Source organism: Aquimarina rhodophyticola, from assembly GCF_042434915.1.
GTDB lineage: Bacteria > Bacteroidota > Bacteroidia > Flavobacteriales > Flavobacteriaceae > Aquimarina.
The window spans coordinates 2,156,178-2,177,640 of the sequence record NZ_CP170198.1; the positions used below are offsets into that span (position 1 = coordinate 2,156,178).

Annotated in this window: 19 protein-coding genes; 10 read left to right on the forward strand and 9 right to left on the reverse strand. The window is 33.4% G+C overall.

Going from position 1 to position 21,463, the window contains the following annotated elements; translation table 11 throughout:
• Positions 1 to 2 precede the first annotated feature (2 nt).
• The 4 genes from yajC to ACE939_RS09435 form a co-directional block, all read right to left on the reverse strand.
• Positions 3 to 302, reverse strand: a complete 300-nt coding sequence (yajC, locus tag ACE939_RS09420; protein WP_378185186.1) for a preprotein translocase subunit YajC — start codon at positions 300 to 302, stop codon at positions 3 to 5.
• Between the two features lie 6 nt (positions 303 to 308).
• Complete coding sequence (locus ACE939_RS09425) at positions 309 to 788, reverse strand: DUF1573 domain-containing protein (protein WP_378185188.1); 480 nt, start codon at positions 786 to 788, stop codon at positions 309 to 311.
• Positions 789 to 838: 50 nt separating this feature from the next.
• Positions 839 to 1,783 (reverse strand): transcription antitermination factor NusB, encoded by a 945-nt coding sequence (gene nusB, locus ACE939_RS09430; protein ID WP_378185190.1) that lies wholly within the window; start codon positions 1,781 to 1,783, stop codon positions 839 to 841.
• A gap of 83 nt (positions 1,784 to 1,866) precedes the next feature.
• Positions 1,867 to 2,970, reverse strand: coding sequence for a Glu/Leu/Phe/Val dehydrogenase (locus ACE939_RS09435; protein WP_378185192.1), 1,104 nt, complete (start codon positions 2,968 to 2,970; stop codon positions 1,867 to 1,869).
• Positions 2,971 to 3,110: 140 nt separating this feature from the next.
• On the opposite strand from ACE939_RS09435, the gene ACE939_RS09440 reads away from it, so the two are divergent.
• The 4 genes from ACE939_RS09440 to ACE939_RS09455 all read left to right on the forward strand — a co-directional run bounded on the left by ACE939_RS09440 (position 3,111) and on the right by ACE939_RS09455 (position 8,612).
• Positions 3,111 to 4,868 (forward strand): ABC transporter ATP-binding protein, encoded by a 1,758-nt coding sequence (locus tag ACE939_RS09440; RefSeq protein WP_378185194.1) that lies wholly within the window; start codon positions 3,111 to 3,113, stop codon positions 4,866 to 4,868.
• A gap of 77 nt (positions 4,869 to 4,945) precedes the next feature.
• Complete coding sequence (locus tag ACE939_RS09445; protein ID WP_378185196.1) at positions 4,946 to 5,344, forward strand: PUR family DNA/RNA-binding protein; 399 nt, start codon at positions 4,946 to 4,948, stop codon at positions 5,342 to 5,344.
• Between the two features lie 106 nt (positions 5,345 to 5,450).
• On the forward strand, positions 5,451 to 7,958 hold the full coding sequence (locus tag ACE939_RS09450) for a M14 family zinc carboxypeptidase (RefSeq protein WP_378185198.1): 2,508 nt from the start codon (positions 5,451 to 5,453) through the stop codon (positions 7,956 to 7,958).
• A 99-nt stretch (positions 7,959 to 8,057) separates the two neighbouring features.
• Complete coding sequence (locus ACE939_RS09455) at positions 8,058 to 8,612, forward strand: thioredoxin family protein (protein ID WP_378185200.1); 555 nt, start codon at positions 8,058 to 8,060, stop codon at positions 8,610 to 8,612.
• Between the two features lie 32 nt (positions 8,613 to 8,644).
• Here the strand turns inward: ACE939_RS09455 and ACE939_RS09460 are convergent, their stop codons facing one another.
• The 3 genes from ACE939_RS09460 to ACE939_RS09470 form a co-directional block, all read right to left on the reverse strand.
• Positions 8,645 to 9,433: a hypothetical protein gene (locus ACE939_RS09460; protein ID WP_378185202.1), complete on the reverse strand. Its 789-nt coding sequence runs from the start codon at positions 9,431 to 9,433 to the stop codon at positions 8,645 to 8,647.
• A gap of 262 nt (positions 9,434 to 9,695) precedes the next feature.
• Positions 9,696 to 10,628, reverse strand: a complete 933-nt coding sequence (locus ACE939_RS09465; protein WP_378185204.1) for a peptidylprolyl isomerase — start codon at positions 10,626 to 10,628, stop codon at positions 9,696 to 9,698.
• Between the two features lie 160 nt (positions 10,629 to 10,788).
• Complete coding sequence (locus tag ACE939_RS09470; protein WP_378185206.1) at positions 10,789 to 12,996, reverse strand: RecQ family ATP-dependent DNA helicase; 2,208 nt, start codon at positions 12,994 to 12,996, stop codon at positions 10,789 to 10,791.
• Positions 12,997 to 13,222: 226 nt separating this feature from the next.
• Between ACE939_RS09470 and ACE939_RS09475 the strand changes: the two genes are divergently transcribed.
• The 4 genes from ACE939_RS09475 to lptB all read left to right on the forward strand — a co-directional run bounded on the left by ACE939_RS09475 (position 13,223) and on the right by lptB (position 16,177).
• Entirely contained in the window at positions 13,223 to 14,188 is a 966-nt protein-coding gene (locus ACE939_RS09475) for an SIS domain-containing protein (RefSeq protein ID WP_378185208.1), read from the forward strand.
• A complete protein-coding gene (gene tatC / locus ACE939_RS09480; protein ID WP_378185210.1) occupies positions 14,188 to 15,021 on the forward strand; it encodes a twin-arginine translocase subunit TatC in 834 nt (277 codons plus the stop codon). Before ACE939_RS09475 ends, tatC begins: the two co-directional genes overlap by 1 nt.
• Entirely contained in the window at positions 15,021 to 15,368 is a 348-nt protein-coding gene (locus ACE939_RS09485) for a carboxymuconolactone decarboxylase family protein (RefSeq protein WP_378185212.1), read from the forward strand. The genes tatC and ACE939_RS09485 overlap by 1 nt, the downstream gene beginning before the upstream one ends.
• Before the next feature lie 68 nt (positions 15,369 to 15,436).
• A complete protein-coding gene (lptB, locus tag ACE939_RS09490) occupies positions 15,437 to 16,177 on the forward strand; it encodes an LPS export ABC transporter ATP-binding protein (RefSeq protein ID WP_378185214.1) in 741 nt (246 codons plus the stop codon).
• 34 nt (positions 16,178 to 16,211) lie between these two features.
• Here the strand turns inward: lptB and ACE939_RS09495 are convergent, their stop codons facing one another.
• Together ACE939_RS09495 and ACE939_RS09500 are read right to left on the reverse strand one after the other, a co-directional pair.
• Entirely contained in the window at positions 16,212 to 16,745 is a 534-nt protein-coding gene (locus tag ACE939_RS09495; protein WP_378185216.1) for a GNAT family N-acetyltransferase, read from the reverse strand.
• A gap of 12 nt (positions 16,746 to 16,757) precedes the next feature.
• Positions 16,758 to 17,522: a CDP-alcohol phosphatidyltransferase family protein gene (locus tag ACE939_RS09500; protein WP_378185219.1), complete on the reverse strand. Its 765-nt coding sequence runs from the start codon at positions 17,520 to 17,522 to the stop codon at positions 16,758 to 16,760.
• A gap of 210 nt (positions 17,523 to 17,732) precedes the next feature.
• Here ACE939_RS09500 and lnt point away from each other — a divergent pair, with 210 nt between their 5' ends.
• Both lnt and ACE939_RS09510 read left to right on the forward strand, forming a co-directional pair.
• The gene (lnt, locus tag ACE939_RS09505) at positions 17,733 to 19,331 is read left to right on the forward strand and encodes an apolipoprotein N-acyltransferase (RefSeq protein ID WP_378185221.1); all 1,599 of its coding nucleotides are present in this window, start codon (positions 17,733 to 17,735) and stop codon (positions 19,329 to 19,331) included.
• 198 nt (positions 19,332 to 19,529) lie between these two features.
• Positions 19,530 to 21,401, forward strand: a complete 1,872-nt coding sequence (locus tag ACE939_RS09510) for an ABC-F family ATP-binding cassette domain-containing protein (protein ID WP_378185223.1) — start codon at positions 19,530 to 19,532, stop codon at positions 21,399 to 21,401.
• Positions 21,402 to 21,463: the final 62 nt, after the last annotated feature.

Below are 21,463 nucleotides of genomic sequence, written 5' to 3' on the forward strand. Positions count from 1 at the left end.
TATTATTTCTTTTTGTCTTCCTTTTCTGGAGCATTAAGCTTATGACTCATATCTAAAGATATAGCTGATTTGTCATATGTTAATTTACCTGATCCGGTTTCAATAATAACCGCATTATTTTTTTCACTGAAATCAAAAACTTTACCGTGTAGTCCACTTTTGGTGACAATACGATCTCCTTTCTTTAAACTCTCAGCAAATTTTCTTTCCTTTTTTGCTTTTTGCATTTGCGGACGTATCATAAAAAAATACATCACTACAAAAATCAATATAAAAGGAGCAAATGATTGTAGTTGTTCCATAAAAAATTACTCGCTTACTGGAGTTCCGCTTACTGGTTGAGCTTTAGGTGTAACTAACGCTTTGATTTTAATCACTTCTTTACCTGTTTCAGTATTAGCAGTAATAGTAACTGTCTTATTTTGTTGGTTTGGCTTTCCGCTTGAGTTAAACTTTACTAGCATCTCACCAGTAGCACCAGGAGCGATAGGCTCTGTTGGGTAACTTGGCACAGTACAACCACAACTACCTTTAGCATTTACAATAACTAATGGAGCTTTACCAGTATTTGTAAACGAAAATGTATGCTCAACAACATCACCTTCATTTATAGTTCCAAAGTCATGCTCAGTTTCTGCAAATGTCATTACTGGAAATTCTGTGCTTTTTGCGTCACGCTCTGCAGCGATTTCTACATTTTCTTCGTTTACTTTTTTTGTTGCATTATCTTTACAAGACACTATTGTCATAGCAAAAATACCAGCCAAAATTAAGATTCCTTTTTTCATTACTTGGGTTTTAAATTAATTTAGGGTTAAAAATACTATTTTTTACCAAATTACATAAGTCCTCTACCAACTTTCTGTAACTTATCGCTTTCTTGATATTCTTTAGAAATTTTATCTAAAATACCGTTGATAAATATACTACTTTTTGGAGTACTATACTCTTTTGCTATTTCTAGATATTCATTGATTGTAACTTTTACCGGAATAGAAGGGAATTTTAAGAATTCACATATAGCCATATTGATAACTATTTTATCTAATTCTGCAATTCTATCTTTATCCCAGTTAGGTGTCCTTCCATCAATTTCTTTACTAAATTCTTCTGCATTTAGGCACGTTTTTCTAAAAACATCAATAGCAAATCTCCTATCCTCATGATCCTTAAATAAGTCTGGCAACGACAAACTTTCGGTATGTGTGGGCTTCATTTTTCTAAATGTTTTTAAAATAGCTGTATTAACCAGCGGCAGATCATCCACCCACGTTAAACGTTTATCTTCATAATAATCGTATAACTTTTCGTTTGGAGCGATAATTTCTTTAAAAATTTCGACTAGAAAATCTCGATCTTCTTTAAAAGAACTGAGTCCTGTACTCATATACTTTTTATAGACCTCACTCTCTTTTATAGCTTCCCATAAGATAATCACATACTCATCATCAAGCTCCCAACAATTGAGCTTCTTTTTTTCCATGATGGTTTTGAGCTCTTCATTTTTTTCTAAAAGCAATAAAACTTCGTTATTTACAAATTTTGTGTTTGGATTTTTATCCTCAGATGTGGCCAGATATTTCTTTTTACTTCTAGAAAGAAAATCTTCGGCGTGTTTTCTGATTTCTACCAGAAGTTGAAGATTGATTAGAAATAGATCATACATTTGATCAATACTGAAAAGAAGGAATTTTTCTTCTTTAATTAGGTCATCGCTTTGAGTCTGCTCCATTGAATAGAGTGCCTGCATTACCTTAACTCGAATATGTCTTCTGGTTAACATAGAAAATTACAAAGAACTTAACATTAATAAGGCGAAAACATCATTGCTTTCGCCTTGCAAAAATAGTATTATTTTTTATCTACTTATCTTAAATTTTCTTTTTTTCTATTCTCTATTCTTTCTTCTGCTATACGCATAGCTGCTGCATTCGTGGTGATATTGGCCTCTTGTGCTTTAGAAAGAATTTGTAACGTAGTATTATAGATATTCTCTGTTTTAGCCATGATTTGATCTCTTCCATATCCTTCTATCTCGGCATAAACATTAATAATTCCACCTGCATTAATTAGAAAATCTGGAGCATATACTATTCCTTTTTCTTGTAATAAAGCTCCATGTATATCCTCTACAGCTAATTGATTATTAGCTGCTCCTGCAATCACCTTTACTTTCAATTTATTAATGGTTTCATCATTGATAGTAGCTCCCAATGCACAGGGCGCATAGATATCAGCAGTTTCGGCATATAAATCTGAACCTCTATAAATTTCCGCTCCATATTTTTTGCTTACTTCGCTTAGTCGCTCTTCATTTATATCGGTGATAATAACGTTAGCTCCTTCTTCTTTTGCCAAACGTACTAACTCCTCCCCTACGTGACCGATTCCTTGAACCAAAATTCGTCTACCAGATAAACTATCATTTCCATACGCATGCTTGGTAGCTGCTTTCATTCCCATATAAACTCCATATGCAGTAACAGGCGAAGGGTTCCCTGCGCCTCCTTTAGATTCTGATATCCCTGTTACATAAGGAGTTACTTCGCGTACTGTATCCATATCTGATGTTTCCATACCAATATCTTCGGCAGTATAATACTTACCCCCCAGAGTATCTACAAATTTACCAAAACGTCTCATTAGATCAGGCGTTTTAATTAGTTTTGGATCACCAATAATTACTGCTTTACCACCTCCTAAATTTAAACCAGTGATAGCCGATTTATAGGTCATTCCTCTCGATAATCTTAGCACATCATTTAAGGCATCCCACTCGGTTTGATAATTATACATTCTAGTTCCACCTAAGGCAGGCCCTAAAACTGTGTTATGCACACCAATTATTGCCTTTAAACCTGTATCTTTGTCCTGACAAAAAACAATTTGTTCGTGATCATTAAAAGATAGCTGACCAAATACAGGAGCTTCTTTTTTTAATTGATTTGCAGTAAGCACTTCAGTCGTCATTTTTGGAAATTTTAAATGGTTACAATTAAATTATAATCAAAATTAGGCTGCTAAAATAACTTATTTTTACGAATCTATGTTTTATCATAGTATAATTTTAAGAATATATCAACAATTATTTTTTATAATATCAGTACAATATGCGTGCATTAAAGCATTTAAACAAGTATTTTCTTAAATATAAATCTCGCTTACTAGTGGGGCTCGTAATAACTATAATTGCTAGAATCTTTGCTATTGCAGTCCCAAAGTTTATTGGTGACTCTGTAGATGTGGTAGACCTATATTTAAAAAATGAGGTGAAAGATCTTGATCTTGTAAAAGAAGAATTAATCATCAATATCTTACTAATAATCGGTGCTGCACTTATCGCTGCTTTTTTTACTTTTTTAATGCGACAAACGTTTATCGTGGTATCACGATATATCGAATATGATTTAAAAAATGAAATCTATAGGCATTACGAGCGTTTATCCCTTAACTTCTACAAAAAAAATCGTACTGGGGATTTAATGAATAGAATTAGTGAAGATGTATCCAAAGTACGAATGTATGTAGGACCTGCTATCATGTATAGTGTTAATACACTTACACTGTTTGTCGTTGTTATAGGGTACATGATAAGTATTGCACCAGAACTTACCTTATATACAATTGCACCACTTCCAGTTCTTTCTTTGTCGATTTATAAACTGAGTGTTTCAATCCATAAAAAGAGTACTATTGTACAACAATATTTATCCAAACTAACCACATTTACTCAAGAATCCTTTAGCGGTATTACTGTTATAAAAGCTTATGGAATAGAAAAACAAACTAAAAAAAGTTTTACCGAATTATCAGACCAAAATAAGGACAAGAATATTGATTTAGCCAAGGTGCAAGCTTTATTTTTCCCCTTAATGGCACTCCTGATCGGTCTTAGCAATCTAATTGTTATTTATATTGGAGGAAAACAATACTTAGATGGAACTATTACCGAGCTTGGTGTGATTGTCGAATTTATTATATTCGTAAACATGCTTACCTGGCCAGTTGCAACGGTAGGATGGGTTACTTCTATCGTGCAGCAAGCTGAAGCTTCACAAGTTCGTATTAATGAATTTTTAAGTCAAGAACCCGAAATCCTGAATAAAATTTCTACTAGAACTCCTGTACAAGGAAACATAGTTTTTAACGATGTAACCTTTACCTATGACGACACTAATATCACCGCCTTAAAAGGTATTAACTTAACCATAAAACGAGGAGAAACACTAGCTATTATTGGAAAAACAGGGTCGGGAAAATCAACAATTTTAGATTTGATAGGGAGACTTTATGACGTATCAGGAGGAGAAATACGTATAGATGACACTACAATCGATCAGCTAAATCTTGTAGATCTAAGAACATCTATTGGTTATGTACCTCAAGATGCCTTTCTTTTTAGTGATTCAATAAAAAATAATATCAGCTTTGGTAAAGAAGATGCAAGCCAAGAGGAAATCGAAGCTGCTGCAAAAAAAGCTGTTGTACATACTAACATAATAAATTTTAGCAAAGGATATGAAACAGTACTTGGAGAACGTGGTATAACGCTTTCTGGAGGTCAAAAACAACGAGTTTCTATTGCACGAGCTATCATTAAAGATCCAGCGATTCTACTTTTTGATGATTGCTTATCAGCTGTCGATACTGAAACGGAAGAACAAATTCTTACTAATTTAACAGAAATCACCAAAAACAAAACAACATTAATTGTTAGTCACCGAATCTCTACAGTAAAAAATGCTGATAAAATTATCGTATTAAATGAGGGAAAAATCATACAAGAAGGTACTCACAATCAACTATTAAACACCGAAGGTTACTATAAAAAATTATATTTAAAACAACTAAGCGAAAAAGAAATTTGAGTTTTTGTTGCTGGATTAACATTTTTTTTGGATTTTTGAATTCATCATACTATACTAATTAATTAAGAAATAGGATTATGAGTGACCATGAAATGATGGAGAAAGAAGAAATTTTCTCAAAAGTCTTAAGAGCAGGTAGAAGAACATATTTCTTTGACGTACGAGCTACAAAGGCCGGAGATTATTATCTGACCATAACAGAAAGTAAGAAGTTCACCAATGATGATGGATCTTTTCATTACAAAAAGCATAAAATCTATTTATATAAAGAAGATTTTGCTGGGTTTACCGAAATTTTAAATGAAATGACCGATTATGTGATTAATGAAAAAGGTGAAGAGGTAATTAGTGAAAGACACCAAAAGGATTATCAAAAATCACAAGATCAAGAAATTTACGCATCCCAAGAAAATGTTGAAGTGGCCGCTACAACATCTGCAGAAAGTTTTACAGATGTTAGTTTTGATGATATCTAGATAATTAACTTCTTTTTATTATACAAGCCGTTTCTTATGTTAAGAAACGGCTTTTTTATAGGTAATTATTTATCTTGCTCTTTCAATTCTTAATACTCTCCTATTTATGTACAGAAAGAGCGTTTTTATATTTTTTTGTGTCATCAATTTTGTGTCTGCACAAAATGAATTATCACTGAATTATTATTTACCTGATAGTATTGCATATAATCCCAACATTCCCAAACCACAAGATATATTGGGATACATACCTGGAGAATGGCACGTATCCCATGACAAACTCGTAGAATACATGCGAGCATTAGCTCAAAGCTCTCCAAGAATTACATTAAAGAACAGAGGTGTTACTTTTGAAAACCGCCCACTTTTGTTACTCACTATAACATCTCCCAAGAATCAAAATAATATATCAAGTATACAACAACAGCATCTTAGAGGTATTGATCAGAAGTTAACAGACAGTATAATTGATACAATGCCGGTAGTTGTTTATCAAGGTTTCTCTATACATGGTAATGAACCTAGTGGATCTAATGCTGCCTTGCTATTAGCCTATTATCTAGCTGCTGCAGAAAGTGAAAATATTAAAAAACTATTATCTAGCACTGTAATTCTTTTAGATCCTTCCTTCAATCCAGATGGCTTACAACGCTTTGCAAGCTGGGTTAACACCAATAAAAATAATATTAGTACTGCAGATCCTCAAGACAGAGAGTTCAATGAAACTTGGCCTGGCGGACGAACCAATCATTATTGGTTTGATATGAATCGTGACTGGTTACCAGCTCAATTACCAGAATCACAAGCTAGGATTTCAACTTTTCATGAATGGTATCCTAATATTCTGACAGATCATCATGAAATGGGAACCAACAGTACATTTTTCTTTCAACCTGGTATACCATCTCGTACACACCCCCTAACTCCAACACAAAATCAAGAGTTGACTAGAGAGATTGGTACGTACCATGCTTCAGCGCTGGACAAGATAGGATCTTTGTATTATACCGAAGAGGATTATGATGATTTTTATTACGGCAAAGGTTCAACGTTTCCTGATATTCATGGAAGTATTGGTATCTTATTTGAACAAGCCAGTTCTAGAGGCCATGCTCAAAACAGTGATAACGGAGTTTTGACATTTCCTTTCACAATAAGAAACCAATTCACAGCAGCACTCTCGACATTAACCGCTGCAACAAACATGCGTACCACGTTACTAAAATATCAAAACGATTTTTACACGAATGCAATTAAAGATGAAGGTTATTATATTTTTGGAAATAAAAAAGACGCCTCCTCTACACATGCTCTAGCATCAATTTTAAAAAGGCATAAGATTAAATTTTATAACTTACAAAAAAACGAAACATTCAAATCTTTAGATTTCAAAAAGGGCAACAGCTACATTGTTCCCAAAAATCAAAGACAAAACAAACTAATCGAAGCTATTTTTGAGAAAAGAACCACTTTTAAAGATAGCCTTTTCTATGATATTTCGGCATGGACTTTACCTCTTGCTTTTAATCAGCAATTTATTGAAGTTCAAAAAAATGTCAAACTCGGATCCCAGGTAGACACTATTAAAGCTCTTTCTACTGCTATCACAAATACGAGCGATTACGGCTATGTCATGGAGTGGCACGACTATTATAGTCCTAAAGTAGTATTCAAAATTTTAAATAAAGGATTACGAGCAAAAGTTAGTATGCAACCTTTTTCTATACAAAACAAATCTTATGACTATGGTACTATATTTATTCCCTGTCAAAATCAAAACCTAAAACCAACAGAATTATTTAACTTTCTCAATACCTTATCCAAAGAGCATCATATTACAATTGACCCTGTAGCTACTGGTTTAACTACTGGGATAGATCTAGGAAGTTCAAAGTTTAAACCTTTACAAAAGCCCAATATAGCCATTTTAGTTGGCGAAGGCGTTAATCCATATGATGCTGGCGAAATTTGGCATTTATTAGATCAACGCTACGATATCCCTAGCAGTAGGCTTGATATACTTCATTTGAACAAAAGTGAATTAGATAAGTATACGCATCTAATCATCCCAAGTAGCTCTGTAGATACATTTGAACAAGCTCATCAAAAAAAAATAACGAATTGGTTACATAATGGAGGAGCTTTGATAGGTTTTAGGAATACTGTAGAAATATTTGACTCATGGAATTTATTAAATTCAGATCTCATAAAACCAGAAAATCTAGCTAAAAACATTTCTTTTGCTGAGAAAGATAACTTTTATGGAGCGCAACACATTGGGGGTGCAATTTTTGAGACAGAATTAGATCGTTCTCATCCAATCAATTTTGGATACCACACTAATAAACTTCCTATTTTTCGCAATACAACCCACTTTATAAAAGCAGATGTAGAAGATTTCAATAATCCTATTAAATATACTAAACACCCCCTATTAAGTGGATATATTAGCAAGAAAAACCTTGATAGTCTGGCTAATACTGTACCTTTTGTTCACAAAGAAGTTGAAAAAGGTCGTGTCATGGTATTCACAGATAATGTGAATTTTAGAGGATTCTGGTATGGCACAAATAAATTAATGATGAATGCTATTTTTTTTAACCAAATGATGTAACCTTTACATTAAGCTAAAAAATTATAAATAAAGTCTTGAAATACTTCTGTTATTTTTGAAAACTAACATTATCATTTACGTAATAAAAAAAGTAAAATTATGGCTAAAACCTCTTCAACAATGTTACCCTTGGGAACAAAAGCTCCCGGTTTTACACTCATAGATACCGTAACTAATTTACACTATAGTTTAGTAAAGGAAAAAGTAGAAAAAGGAGTCGTAATCATGTTTATATGTAATCACTGTCCATTTGTAATACATGTAAATGATGAACTCGTTAGAATTGCAAATGACTATAGAACTCAAGGTTTTACATTTATAGCCATAAGTAGTAATGACGTTACAAAATACCCACAAGATGGTCCTCAACGTATGCGTCAAGTTGCTAGAGAAAATAATTATACTTTTCCATATTTATATGATGAGACTCAAGAAGTAGCAAAAGCTTATCATGCAGCATGTACACCAGACTTTTTCGTTTTTAATAGTGAATTAGCATTAATTTATAGAGGTCAGTTAGATGATTCTAGACCTGGCAATGGGATAGCTGTTAGTGGTAGAGATTTACGATCAGCGCTAGATGCTGTACTTAGAAACTCATCGGTTAGTCCAAATCAAAAACCAAGCATAGGCTGTAACATTAAATGGAAATAGCATTTTTGAAAATAACACCAGAACACACCTATCTATTCTAAACGATCATAAAATAAAAGTTCCTCTGATGGTAAAACAGCTAATGTAAGAATTGAGTCGGTAAGCTGCTCTATTCTAAATTGATGCTTCGACCTATTATTACTCAACCAACAAGAAATAACATCTCCCTCGATCTTCATTTTGTAACGGCTTATATATTTATCATTTTTATAATTTATTTTTAACACTCCGTCAAAAACTATTTTTTCCGTTCTATCCAAAATTGAAACCCACTTCCCCTGCACCGCACTATAAGCGTTTTTATTTATAAACTTGGCATCTAAAAGTTTTTTCATTTTCTTACTATATGAAAATACATTAGAATTTTTATTTATTGGCAGAACTGCTTTTCCAATAGTCTTTTTATCTATTTGTTTACCGTTCTTATAAAAATATTGTTCTTCGTATTTAGTATACGCAGAAGAATAGTCCAATGCATCACTACTAGCACCACTTTTCATATAAGGGCGTTGCTTATAACTAACAAAAATTAATTCATCATTCCAAAAATAATAATCTGTAACTACATCTGCATTAGGTGTCCCTATAGTTTTAACCATCTTTTTTAAACGATTATGTTCGTAGTATCCATTAAAAGATGGACCATGATCAACCATTTCGGTTAAAAATTCTTCTGGTTCTAAGCTCAAAATATCAAATTCGGTATAACTATCAATTATCTCAGTCTGATTTTTGATATCGTTTAAAATTTCATCATTGGTTTGTCCAAAAACTATACTTGTATAGAGGCAGACCAAAAATAGTGGCGTATAATGTTTCATATTCTTGAGGATCGACCTTTGAATTAAATAAAATTAACAAAAAAAGATGTAAGATGTGTACTACTAAAAAAATTCCCGATTACAATTAAACGACAAAATAGTATTTTTTACCATACTTTGAACTATAGAAAAGTTAAAAGTAATGTTTTAATCGTTTTTACAAGTAATTATACCACAATTACTTACTAAGTGTATACTATGCATATAAAAAAGCGTCTTTAACCTTAGATTAAAGACGCTTTTTTAAATGTATATATTATAATTATTTCACCGCAACTAGCTCTACATCAAATATCAATGTAGCGTTAGGCGGTATCACTCCTCCTGCGCCCTGTGAGCCATAACCTAATGATGGAGGTATTACAAAACGTGCTTTATCTCCTGTTTGCAATAATGCTATACCTTCATCCCAACCAGAGATAACCTGCCCCATTCCTAATGAGAAATCGATAGGCTGATTTCGCTTGTACGAAGAATCGAATACAGTACCATCGGTTAGACTACCTTTGTAATGCACAGAAACTGTTTTACCCTTTTCTGCTGCTACTCCAGTTCCTTTTTGAATGATCTTATAACAAAGTCCACTTTCAGTTTTATCAAAACCAGCTGCGATTTCATCCAGCAAACCTTCAGCTTGCTTTTTTGCAGCAGCTTCACGTTCTGCTTTTGCACCGTTAAAATGTCTAAAGGACTCAACAGCGTTGAAATTTTTAGCATCCTCTCCTATCCTAATGATCTCCAAAGATTCAATTACGTCACCTTGCTTTATTTTATTAACCACATCTTGACCTTCTGTAACCTTACCAAAAACAGTATGTTTTCCGTCAAGCCAAGCTGTTTCAATATGTGTAATAAAAAACTGACTTCCATTAGTTCCTGCTCCAGCATTCGCCATAGATAAAACACCAGGGCCATCATGCTTTAAATCTGGATGGATTTCATCATCGAACTGATATCCTGGACCACCTGATCCAGTTCCTTGAGGATCCCCTCCTTGAATCATAAAATCTTCAATAACTCTATGAAATTTTAATCCATTATAATAAGGTTTTCCCTGCGGGATAGCTTCGTTATCTATATTACCTTCAGCTAAACCAACAAAATTCCCTACCGTACCTGGAGTCTTTTTGTATTCTAGATTGACAAGAATTTCTCCTTGCGTCGTATTAAATTTTGCATATAATCCGTCTTGCATAGTAGCTATTTTTATTTTTTTAAAGAAAATTTATTGAAGCGCAAAGATAACAATACGCATTGAATCGCCCAATAGACTCCTTACTTATACTCGTTTATAATACAAAAAAACTTTGTACTATAGTGCACAAAGTTTTTTTGAAGAATCTATCTTGTGAATTCTAATTTGCTACTTCACTAATAAATTTTATGCGATACAATCTTATTTCCTCATCATCATAATCCCCATCAAACTCCTCTAAAGCCTCGTCAATCTTATCACTATCTGCATCAATAAAGTATTCATGAATTTCTTCTTGCTGATCTTCATCTAAAATATCATCTATCCAGTAATCGATATTAAGTTTGGTACCACTATAAACAATAGCCTCCATCTCCTTAATAAATTCTGTCATATTCATTCCTTTAGCCGAAGCAATATCATCTAAAGGTAGTTTGCGATCTACATTTTGAATTATATACAGTTTTAAACCACTGTTTGCACCTGTACTTTTAACCACAAAATCGTCGGGGCGCATTATCTCATTATCTTCTACATACTTCGAGATGAATTCTACAAATGGCTTACCGTATTTCTTGGCTTTTCCTTCACCAACGCCATGTACATTAGCCATCTCTTCGATCGAAATGGGATATTTTAGTGCCATATCCTCTAGAGACGGATCCTGAAATACTACAAAAGGCGGTACTCCAAGTTTTTTACCAACAGATTTCCGCAAATCCTTTAGCATCCCCACCAATTTTTCATCGGTACTAGCAGCTTTACCACTAGCCTTTGCCGATGTGATAATAGAATCATCACCCACCTCATTATAGGTATGATCTTCGGTCATCATGAAACTTTCGGGGGTTTTAATAAAATTTCGTCCTTTGCTAGTGATACGAATAACTCCATAAGTTTCAATATCCTTTTTCAGGAAACCTGCAACCAATACTTGACGTATTAGCGCCATCCAATATCCCGTATCACGATGATTACCTGATCCAAAAAATTCCTGATTATGGGTTTTATGTGAAATTATTAAGGCGTTACTTTTACCAATAAGCGTATTGACAAGATCTTTTGATTTATATATTTCACCCGTTTTACTTACTACTTCTAAAAGAATTTTCACATCATCTTGAGCTTCGTGTTTTTTCTTTGGGTTACGTACGTTATCATCCATATCAGCTCCATCCCCTGTTACTTCATCAAACTCTTCACCGAAATAATGTAATATAAATTTTCGCCTAGAAATCGAAGTTTCTGCAAATGCAACGACCTCTTGCAATAAAGCATGTCCAATCTCTTGTTCTGCAACAGGCTTACCACTCATAAACTTCTCAAGTTTTTCTATATCTTTATATGAGTAATATGCTAAACAGTGCCCCTCACCTCCATCACGACCGGCTCTCCCTGTTTCTTGATAATAACTTTCAATACTTTTAGGAATATCATGATGTATTACAAAACGTACATCGGGTTTATCAATCCCCATTCCAAAAGCTATGGTAGCAACAACGACATCTACATCTTCCATCAAAAACATATCTTGATGTCGCGCTCTAGTCTTAGCATCTAACCCTGCGTGATAGGGAACCGCTTTCACACCATTAACTTCTAACGTTTGAGCCAATTCTTCAACTCGTTTTCTGCTCAAACAATATATAATACCACTTTTGCCATTGTTTTGCTTCACAAAACGAATGATATCTGAATCGACATTTTTTGTTTTTGGTCGTATCTCATAAAACAAATTAGGACGATTGAACGATGCCTTAAAAGTATTAGCGTCACTCATCCCAAGATTCTTAAGAATATCTTCTTGGACTTTGGGTGTAGCAGTAGCCGTTAATCCTATAATAGGAATGTTCTCACCTATACGCTTAATAATACTTTTTAGGTTACGATATTCTGGTCTAAAATCATGACCCCATTCACTAATACAGTGAGCCTCATCAATTGCTAAGAAAGAAATTTTTTGTTGCTTTAAAAAATCAACATATTCTTCTTTGGTTAACGATTCGGGCGCTACATATAAAAGTTTAGTAACGCCACTTGTTATATCATCCTTAACATTCTTTATCTCAGATTTGTTAAGGGAAGAGTTTAAAACATGGGCTATACCCTCTTCTGATGATATACTACGTATCGCATCTACTTGATTTTTCATCAATGCGATCAAAGGAGAAACAACAATTGCTGTACCTTCGCACATTAAGGCAGGCAGTTGGTAACATAGGGACTTCCCTCCACCTGTAGGCATTACTACAAAAGTATTTTCTTTTTTTAAAAGACTTTGTATAACCTTTTCCTGCAATCCTCTAAATTGACTAAAGCCAAAATGCTTCTTTAGCGCATCCTGTAAGTCATTTTCATTCAAACTCATTAAATTATATACCTTTTATATCCAATTAAATTAAATCATCCCTATAGCCTGTTTCCCCAAACACAGTTATAGAATCTTTCTTTCGTATTGATACCCACAAATATAATCAAAGCTTAATTTATTAAGCTTTTTTTGATGAGTATTTAAATATTATAAGGTATTACATACCTTTGCATATTTAAAGATAACAAAATCTTTTAATGACAACACGCAAAATTAGTAAATTTTGAATACATCACATACGATACTATCCAATGCCAAAAAAACCATAGCCGAACAAGCTAAGGCTATAGCTAATCTCGAAAACCTTATAGATGAGGATTTTGCGAAAGCAGTACAAACCATACATAACTCTAGCGGTCGCGTTATTTTTACTGGAATTGGTAAGAGTGCTATTATTGCTGCAAAAATTGTAGCAACCATGAATTCTACTGGTACCCCCGCAGTTTTTATGCATGCTGCAGATGCCATCCATGGAGATCTCGGTAACATTTTAACCGATGATGTAGTTGTTTGCATCTCAAAAAGTGGAAATACTCCAGAGATTAAAGTATTAGTACCTCTCATTAAAAATTTTAAAAACACATTGATCGGGATAACAGCGAATAGAAATTCTTTTTTAGGTACAGAGGCTGATTACGTATTAAATGCGTATGTCGAAAAAGAGGTGTGCCCCAATAATTTAGCTCCTACAACAAGTACTACAGCACAACTAGTAATTGGAGATGCATTAGCTATATGTCTACTTAATCTCAAAGGTTTTTCTAGCAAAGACTTTGCAAAATATCATCCAGGAGGAGCCCTTGGTAAAAAATTATACCTAAGAGTTAGTGACATTACTTCAAAAAACGAAAAACCTCAAGTCACTCAAAATGCTAGCATTAATGAAGTAATCGTTGAAATGACCGAGAAACGTTTAGGAACAACTGCCGTGACTTTGGACGACAAAATTGTAGGCATAATTACCGATGGTGATTTACGTAGAATGTTATCCTCCAACAGCTCTTTTGATGGGTTAGCGGCAAAAGACATAATGTCTATAAATCCTAAAATAATTAATAATGAAGCGATGGCAGTTGATGCTCTTGACATGCTAGAATCGAACGGAATTTCTCAATTGCTCGCTGAAGAAAATGGCAAGTACTCAGGTTTGCTCCACATCCATGATTTAATGAGAGAAGGCATCATATAATGATAAAGAAAAGTAAAAAAAATCCACAAGCCATGTCTTTTTTAGATCATCTAGAAGAACTGAGATGGCACCTGATTAGAGCTACTGTTGCAGTATTAATTGCAGGCATAGTAGCTTTTATATCCAAAGAATTTATATTTGACGTTATCATATTTGGACCAAAGAAAGCTAATTTCCCAACTTATAAAGGTTTATGTGATCTCTCAAAATTTCTAGGTTTCGATGAAAGCTTATGTTTCAAAGAACTTCCGTTTAGTGTTCAAAGTAGAAAAGTAGCTGGACAATTTTCGGTTCATATTTGGACATCAATCACTGCAGGTTTCATTATTGCGTTTCCTTATATTCTCTATCAATTTTGGAAATTTATTGCTCCTGCTCTTTATGATACCGAAAAAAAACACTCTAAAGGTTTTATTTTCGTTTGTTCTTTACTTTTTTTTGCTGGTGTACTTTTTGGATACTACATAATTACCCCGCTTTCCATTAATTTTTTAGGTGGTTATCAAGTTAGTAAAGAGGTGGTTAATGAATTTGATATTGATAGTTATATTGCTTTAGTAAGAGCATCGGTAATTGCTTGTGGTCTTATATTTGAGTTACCTGTTATCATGTTTTTCTTGACCAAAGTCGGACTAGTATCCCCAGAATCTTTAAGGAAATATAGAAAATTTGCGTTAGTTATTGTACTCATTTTATCCGCAATTATAACTCCACCTGATATTGTGAGTCAAATCATTGTAGCAATCCCCATTCTCATCTTATATGAGATTAGTATCTTTATCTCAAAATACGTAATTAATAAAGAAAAGCAACAACTAAATATTAAAAAATAATGAGCAATATTGTTGATGATTTTAACGCTTATCGCGAAAAGATGAACTCAAGAATTCTAGAAGATAATAATAAGATTATCAAAAGAATTTTCAATTTGGACACCAACGCTTTTATGGAGGGCGCTTTAAATGTAAAAACTAAAGAGCTTCTAGGCTTGGTTGCATCTGCAGTGTTACGCTGTGATGATTGTGTACGTTACCATTTAGAAACCTGCCATAAAGAAGGACTTACAAAAGATGAAGTTGCAGAAGCCTTGGGTATAGCGACCTTGGTTGGTGGTACTATTGTAATTCCACACTTACGACGTGCATATGAATTTTGGGATGCATTAGAAGCCAAAGCTTAAAATAGTTGGTGCAGCGTTTAAAAGTATAGAAACCGCTACTATTTATAAAAATCCTTAGATATTCAAAAATGAAATTAAAGGCAGAAAATTTAATCAAATCGTATAAAGGACGTAAAGTCGTTAAAGGCATTTCTTTGGAGGTCAATCAAGGAGAAATCGTTGGATTACTAGGCCCTAATGGTGCTGGTAAAACTACCTCTTTTTATATGATTGTAGGTCTGGTAAAACCTAATAGCGGGAAAATATCATTGGACACTATGGATATTACAAAATATCCTATGTACAAAAGAGCTCAAAACGGTATTGGATATTTGGCACAAGAAGCCTCTGTCTTTAGAAAACTTAGTATAGAAGATAATATTTTAAGCGTATTACAACTCACAAAATTATCGAAGAAGGAGCAATTTCATAAAATGGAGTCTCTTATCGAAGAGTTTGGATTAGGTCATATTCGCAAAAATAGAGGTGACTTATTAAGTGGTGGTGAAAGAAGACGTACCGAAATTGCTCGAGCCTTGGCAACCGACCCTAATTTTATTCTTCTTGACGAACCATTTGCTGGAGTAGATCCAGTCGCGGTAGAGGATATCCAACGCATTGTTGCTCAATTAAAAAATAAAAATATAGGTATTTTGATCACCGATCATAATGTACAAGAAACCTTAGCGATAACAGATCGCACCTATTTGATGTTTGAAGGAAGTATCTTAAAAGCAGGAAAACCTGAAGAACTTGCCGAAGATGAAATGGTAAGAAAAGTTTATCTCGGTCAAAATTTTGAGCTTCGAAAGAAAAAACTTGACTTTTAAAGGTTCATCCTACTTTAATTTTTAATTCAACTGCTTATAATTGCCAACAAGATTTGGTAAGCTCATAAAAGTTGTGCAATACTCCATTATACTGGAATGTATTAATGGGATGCATTCCTATTTTATGTAATACTTTATTAGAACTAATATTAGCTACATCAGCAATAGCACATATTTTCTTTAGTTCTAAAATTTTGAAACCATACTTTAAAAAAGCTTCTGCGGTTTCAGTAGCATACCCTTTACCCCAATAGTCTTGTATAAAACGATAACCTAGATCATGATAATTACTCTGTTTATTAATTTCGTCAGTAATTAGTTTTAAACCACTCCATCCAATAAATGTACCCGAAGCCTTTTCTATAACAGCCCATCTACCGATACCGTTTTGACGATATTGACTTTGTATATTAGCTATATATTCTTGTGATTTACTAATATCAGTTACAGGATTATTACCTAGATAAATATGTACAGACGGATTACTATCAAGTGTGTACATCCCATAGATATCGGTATCTAATAGCTCCCGACAAATTAATCTATCTGTTTCTATATACTTAAGCACTCGTCATATTTCTTAAATTTTAGCATCCGTTTGACTTCCGAAAAATAAGGACAGCAAAATATACAGCAGAATAACCAATGGAATTGCAATAAATTTAAATACAATAATTAAAAGTAATGTTATGATTAAAAACGAGTAACGAATTTTATTTTCTTTAAAATTCCATGTTTTAAATTTAAGAGCAAATAATTTTATTTCTGCATTTAAAAGATAACAACTCAGCAAAGTTAAAGCGATTAAAAAATATTCATTTAAAATAATTTTAACTATCCAAGTTTCTGCCTCAAATTTTAAAATTAAAGGCAAACTTAAAATCAATAATGTGTTGGCGGGTGTTGGCAAACCAATAAAAGAACTAGTTTGTCTGGTATCAACATTAAATTTTGCTAATCGATAAGCCGAGGCGAGAGTAATTAAAAAACCGATTAGGGACACATATGAGCTATCAAAACTTGCCCATATCTGATCCGAAGCCCAAGTTGGCGGAGTTATATAAAACGGTTTTCCTAAAACCTGAGTCAAAAGTTGAAACATTATAATACCTGGCACAACACCGCTAGTAACCATATCTGCCAAAGAATCCAGTTGTAATCCAAGTTCGCTTTGTGCATTAAGTAATCGTGCTGCAAGACCATCAAAGAAATCAAAAAATATTCCAAGCATCACAAATAAAGCTGCCATTTCAAGATGTCCTTGTACGGCCAACAAAGTTGCTATACACCCACAAAATAAATTTGCGAGCGTGATTATATTTGGCACTTGTTTTTTTATCCACATGTAATAAAATTTACGTAAAAATAGCAAACTATTTAGCTATCACACAAAACCAGCACAACATTCTTCAAATCGTCTTAATATGATCATTATTTTTTAATCTAATTACCTAACATTTAACTCTGAAGCTACAAAGTGATTCATTTTAATATGAAGAAGTATAATTATCTAAACAATTAGGTTTATTTTCGTACCAATCAGCTTCACTTTTGTATGAGAAATTTAATTTTTGCAATACTTTCAGGTCTTATATTAGCCATTGGATGGCCTACTTACGGCTTTCCTTTGTTACTTTTTTTTGGTTTTACCCCTTTATTGTTAATAGATCATGCGCTCAAGAGTGATAAACGTGGAAGTTTAAAAATCTTTGGATATAGTTTTTTAACTTTTTTTATATGGAATGTTAGTACCACATGGTGGATTTACAACTCAACCGCTTTTGGCATGTGGTTTGCCGAGATTGCAAACACCCTTTTAATGTCACTAGTTTTTCTGATTTATCATAAAATCTCAAAACGTACCACATTTACCAACGGCTCTATATTTTTAATATGTTTATGGCTAGGGTTTGAATACATGCACTTACAATGGGAGTTTTCATGGCCTTGGCTAACGCTTGGTAACGGGTTTGCAAACTACACTTCGTGGATACAGTGGTACGAATATACAGGCGTTTTTGGCGGATCGTTGTGGATTTGGATAGTTAACATCAGTCTTTTTAAAAGTATGGTACGCTATAATATATATAGAGAGAAAAAAATCCTTATCCGCACCGCTATACTTAATAGCGCCTATATTTTGACGCCTATATTACTTTCTTTTATTATTCTAAAAACCTATAAAGAAACAGGACTAAAACAAGAAATTTTAATCGTACAACCCAATATAGATCCTTATACCGAAAAATATAACACCACCGATGTACGAGTAAGCGAACTCCTTACCAGATTGGTACAAGACTCTATAAGCTCATCTGTAAATTTCATTATAGCACCAGAAACTGTATTTGCAGATAATAACAATTTATCTCAATTCGAATACTCTATTGCAAAGCGCACGTCTCAGCAATTAATTGATAAGTATCCTGCAACTCATGTCGTTTCGGGCATCTCGATGTATGATCGATTTAACGATCCAAAAAAGGTTCACGATCAAACAAATCAATTGGGTCCAAATGATTATTATGACGATTACAATTCTGCCTTTTTTGTAAGACCCGACGGTACTACCGAGTTGTATCATAAAACAAAACTTGTTGTCGGTGTAGAAAATTTTCCTTATCAAAGCGTTCTCAAACCAATTTTGGGGGATGCTATGATCGATTTAGGAGGAACTGTAGCAAAAAAAACAACACAAGAAAATAGAGAAGTTTTTTTTACTAAGGATAGCACAGGGGTAGCTCCTATTATTTGTTATGAAAGTGTTTATGGAGAGTTTGTAACCGGCTATGTTAGAAATAAAGCAAATTTTCTTGCAATTATTACTAACGATGCTTGGTGGGGCAACACTCAAGGCCATCAACAGCATCTTGCATATGCTCGCCTTAGAGCTATAGAGACCCGTAGAAGTGTTGCTCGTAGTGCTAACACTGGGATATCAGCGATTATAGATCAAAAAGGAACGATCACCCAATCGTTACCCTACGGCATTCAAGGAGTATTAAAAGGCCAATTGGCAACAAACAAAACTATTACCTTTTATGTTCGCGCGGGTGATTATATCGCTAGAATAGCCATTTTTGTTGCTGTTTTCATTTTTTTAATAGCTATAACTATTAGAAAAAAAGCTTTAAATCACTTTCCTAATAAATAACTATTAGTAAATATATAGTTTAAAAGTATTTAAAGTATTCTATCACTTATTGTTCAATTTGTAGTTATTTTGCATCACTTTTAATGATCAACTTACGAGGAGTTTTTAGTGCGTTTAAAATCGTATGACCACAAATTACTCGCAGTTATCTTAAAGACCTTTTTTATACTAATAAGATAATTATAAAGTAACTTCATTGTGAATTACGTATCCATAGAAAATATTGCCAAGTCTTTTGGTGAACGAATACTTTTTAAGAATATTTCCTTCGGAATTAATGAGGGGCAAAAAATCGGATTTGTAGCCAAAAACGGAACGGGAAAAACATCTTTACTTAATATAGTAGCTGGTGGAGAACATCCTGATGAAGGACAGGTTGTCTATCGCAAAGACTTAAAAATTGCTTTTTTACCTCAAGAACCTGATCTTGATCCAACACTTACTGTCGAGCAAACTATTTTTGCTGCGGATAACGAAATTCTAAGAGCACTTAATGCCTATGATAAAGCATTAAAAGACTTAGATAATACAGACGCATATCAAAGTGCTTTTGAACGTATGGAAGCATTAAACGCTTGGGATTTTGAGACACAGTATAAACAGATTTTGTTTAAATTAAAATTAGAAAATCTAGACCAAAAAGTTGCTATGCTTTCTGGAGGTCAAAAAAAGCGATTAGCCTTAGCTAATATTTTACTTAGCAAGCCTGACTTATTATACCTCGATGAACCTACGAATCACTTGGATCTCGAAATGATAGAGTGGCTCGAAGAATATTTTGCAAAAGAAAATTTTACGCTTTTTATGGTAACCCATGATCGTTATTTCTTAGAAAATGTATGTAATGAAATTGTTGAACTCGAAGACGGACAACTCTATACATACAAAGGAAATTATGCATATTACCTCGATAACAAAGAAGCTCGAATCACAAACGAACAGATCAATACCAATAAAGCCAAACAACTATACAAAAATGAATTAGCATGGATGCGCAAGCAACCCAAAGCAAGAACCACCAAATCAAAATCGCGAATCGATGATTTTTACGAAATCAAAGAGCGAGCACACAAACGACGCAATGACCATGCTATTGAACTAGAAATCAATATGGAACGTATGGGGAGTAAAATTTTAGAACTTCACAATGTCTCCCATAGTTTTGAGGATTTGGTAATTTTAAATAAGTACGAATACGTTTTTAAAAAAGGTGAACGTATTGGTATTATTGGAAAGAATGGAACTGGTAAATCTACATTTCTCAATATGTTGACTGGGGCTATACAACCTAATCAAGGAAAAATTATTCTTGGTGAGACTATCAAGTTTGGGTATTACACTCAAAAAGGAATTACGATCAAAGAGGGGCAAAAAGTGATCGATGTTATCAAAGAGTTCGGTGAATACATCCCTTTAAAAAAAGGAAGACAAATATCTGCCCAACAATTATTAGAACGATTTCTTTTTGATCGTAAAAAGCAATATGACTTTGTCGAAAAATTAAGTGGTGGTGAACGTAAAAGGCTTTATTTATGCACGGTTTTAATACAAAACCCAAATTTTCTTATTCTTGATGAACCTACTAATGATCTAGATATTGTTACTTTAAATGTCTTAGAGAATTTTTTATTGGATTTTCCTGGCTGTTTATTGGTCGTTTCTCACGATCGTTATTTTATGGATAAAATTGTAGATCACCTATTTGTTTTTAAAGGTAATGGCGTTATTGAGGACTTCCCAGGAAATTATACCGATTATCGAATTTATGAAGACAGTAAAACTCCAGAGATTACAACATCTGAACATGATGAGACTCCTGTAAAAACTAAAAATTCTTGGAAAAAAGAAACCTCTACAAGCTTATCGTATAACGAACAAAAAGAGTTTAATCGCATAGAACGTGATTTAAAAAAATGGGAACTCAAAAAAAGCGAATTAGAAAAACTTTTTCTGGACACTTCACTTTCGCAAGAGCAAATTAATGATGCTTCGTCTGAGCTTCAAAAAATTATTCAAAGTATCGAGGAGGGTGAGATTAGGTGGCTAGAACTTTCTGAAAAAATGGAATAATGTAGTCTCAATAATTTATCGTAATAAAGTACATTATGCGCAAGATTCGCATCAAATCGTAT

Excerpts from the sequence above, each read along its gene's own strand:
- tatC (WP_378185210.1), top strand. The coding sequence starts at position 14,188 with ATGATAAAGAAAAGTAAAAAAAATCCACAAGCCATGTCTTTTTTAGAT.
- ACE939_RS09450 (WP_378185198.1), top strand. The coding sequence starts at position 5,451 with ATGTACAGAAAGAGCGTTTTTATATTTTTTTGTGTCATCAATTTTGTG.
- ACE939_RS09470 (WP_378185206.1), bottom strand. The coding sequence starts at position 12,996 with ATGAGTTTGAATGAAAATGACTTACAGGATGCGCTAAAGAAGCATTTT.
- ACE939_RS09445 (WP_378185196.1), top strand. The coding sequence starts at position 4,946 with ATGAGTGACCATGAAATGATGGAGAAAGAAGAAATTTTCTCAAAAGTC.
- ACE939_RS09455 (WP_378185200.1), top strand. The coding sequence starts at position 8,058 with ATGGCTAAAACCTCTTCAACAATGTTACCCTTGGGAACAAAAGCTCCC.
- ACE939_RS09500 (WP_378185219.1), bottom strand. The coding sequence starts at position 17,522 with ATGTGGATAAAAAAACAAGTGCCAAATATAATCACGCTCGCAAATTTA.
- yajC (WP_378185186.1), bottom strand. The coding sequence starts at position 302 with ATGGAACAACTACAATCATTTGCTCCTTTTATATTGATTTTTGTAGTG.
- ACE939_RS09425 (WP_378185188.1), bottom strand. The coding sequence starts at position 788 with ATGAAAAAAGGAATCTTAATTTTGGCTGGTATTTTTGCTATGACAATA.
- ACE939_RS09435 (WP_378185192.1), bottom strand. The coding sequence starts at position 2,970 with ATGACGACTGAAGTGCTTACTGCAAATCAATTAAAAAAAGAAGCTCCT.
- nusB (WP_378185190.1), bottom strand. The coding sequence starts at position 1,783 with ATGTTAACCAGAAGACATATTCGAGTTAAGGTAATGCAGGCACTCTAT.
- lptB (WP_378185214.1), top strand. The coding sequence starts at position 15,437 with ATGAAATTAAAGGCAGAAAATTTAATCAAATCGTATAAAGGACGTAAA.
- ACE939_RS09460 (WP_378185202.1), bottom strand. The coding sequence starts at position 9,433 with ATGAAACATTATACGCCACTATTTTTGGTCTGCCTCTATACAAGTATA.
- ACE939_RS09465 (WP_378185204.1), bottom strand. The coding sequence starts at position 10,628 with ATGCAAGACGGATTATATGCAAAATTTAATACGACGCAAGGAGAAATT.
- ACE939_RS09485 (WP_378185212.1), top strand. The coding sequence starts at position 15,021 with ATGAGCAATATTGTTGATGATTTTAACGCTTATCGCGAAAAGATGAAC.
- lnt (WP_378185221.1), top strand. The coding sequence starts at position 17,733 with ATGAGAAATTTAATTTTTGCAATACTTTCAGGTCTTATATTAGCCATT.
- ACE939_RS09440 (WP_378185194.1), top strand. The coding sequence starts at position 3,111 with ATGCGTGCATTAAAGCATTTAAACAAGTATTTTCTTAAATATAAATCT.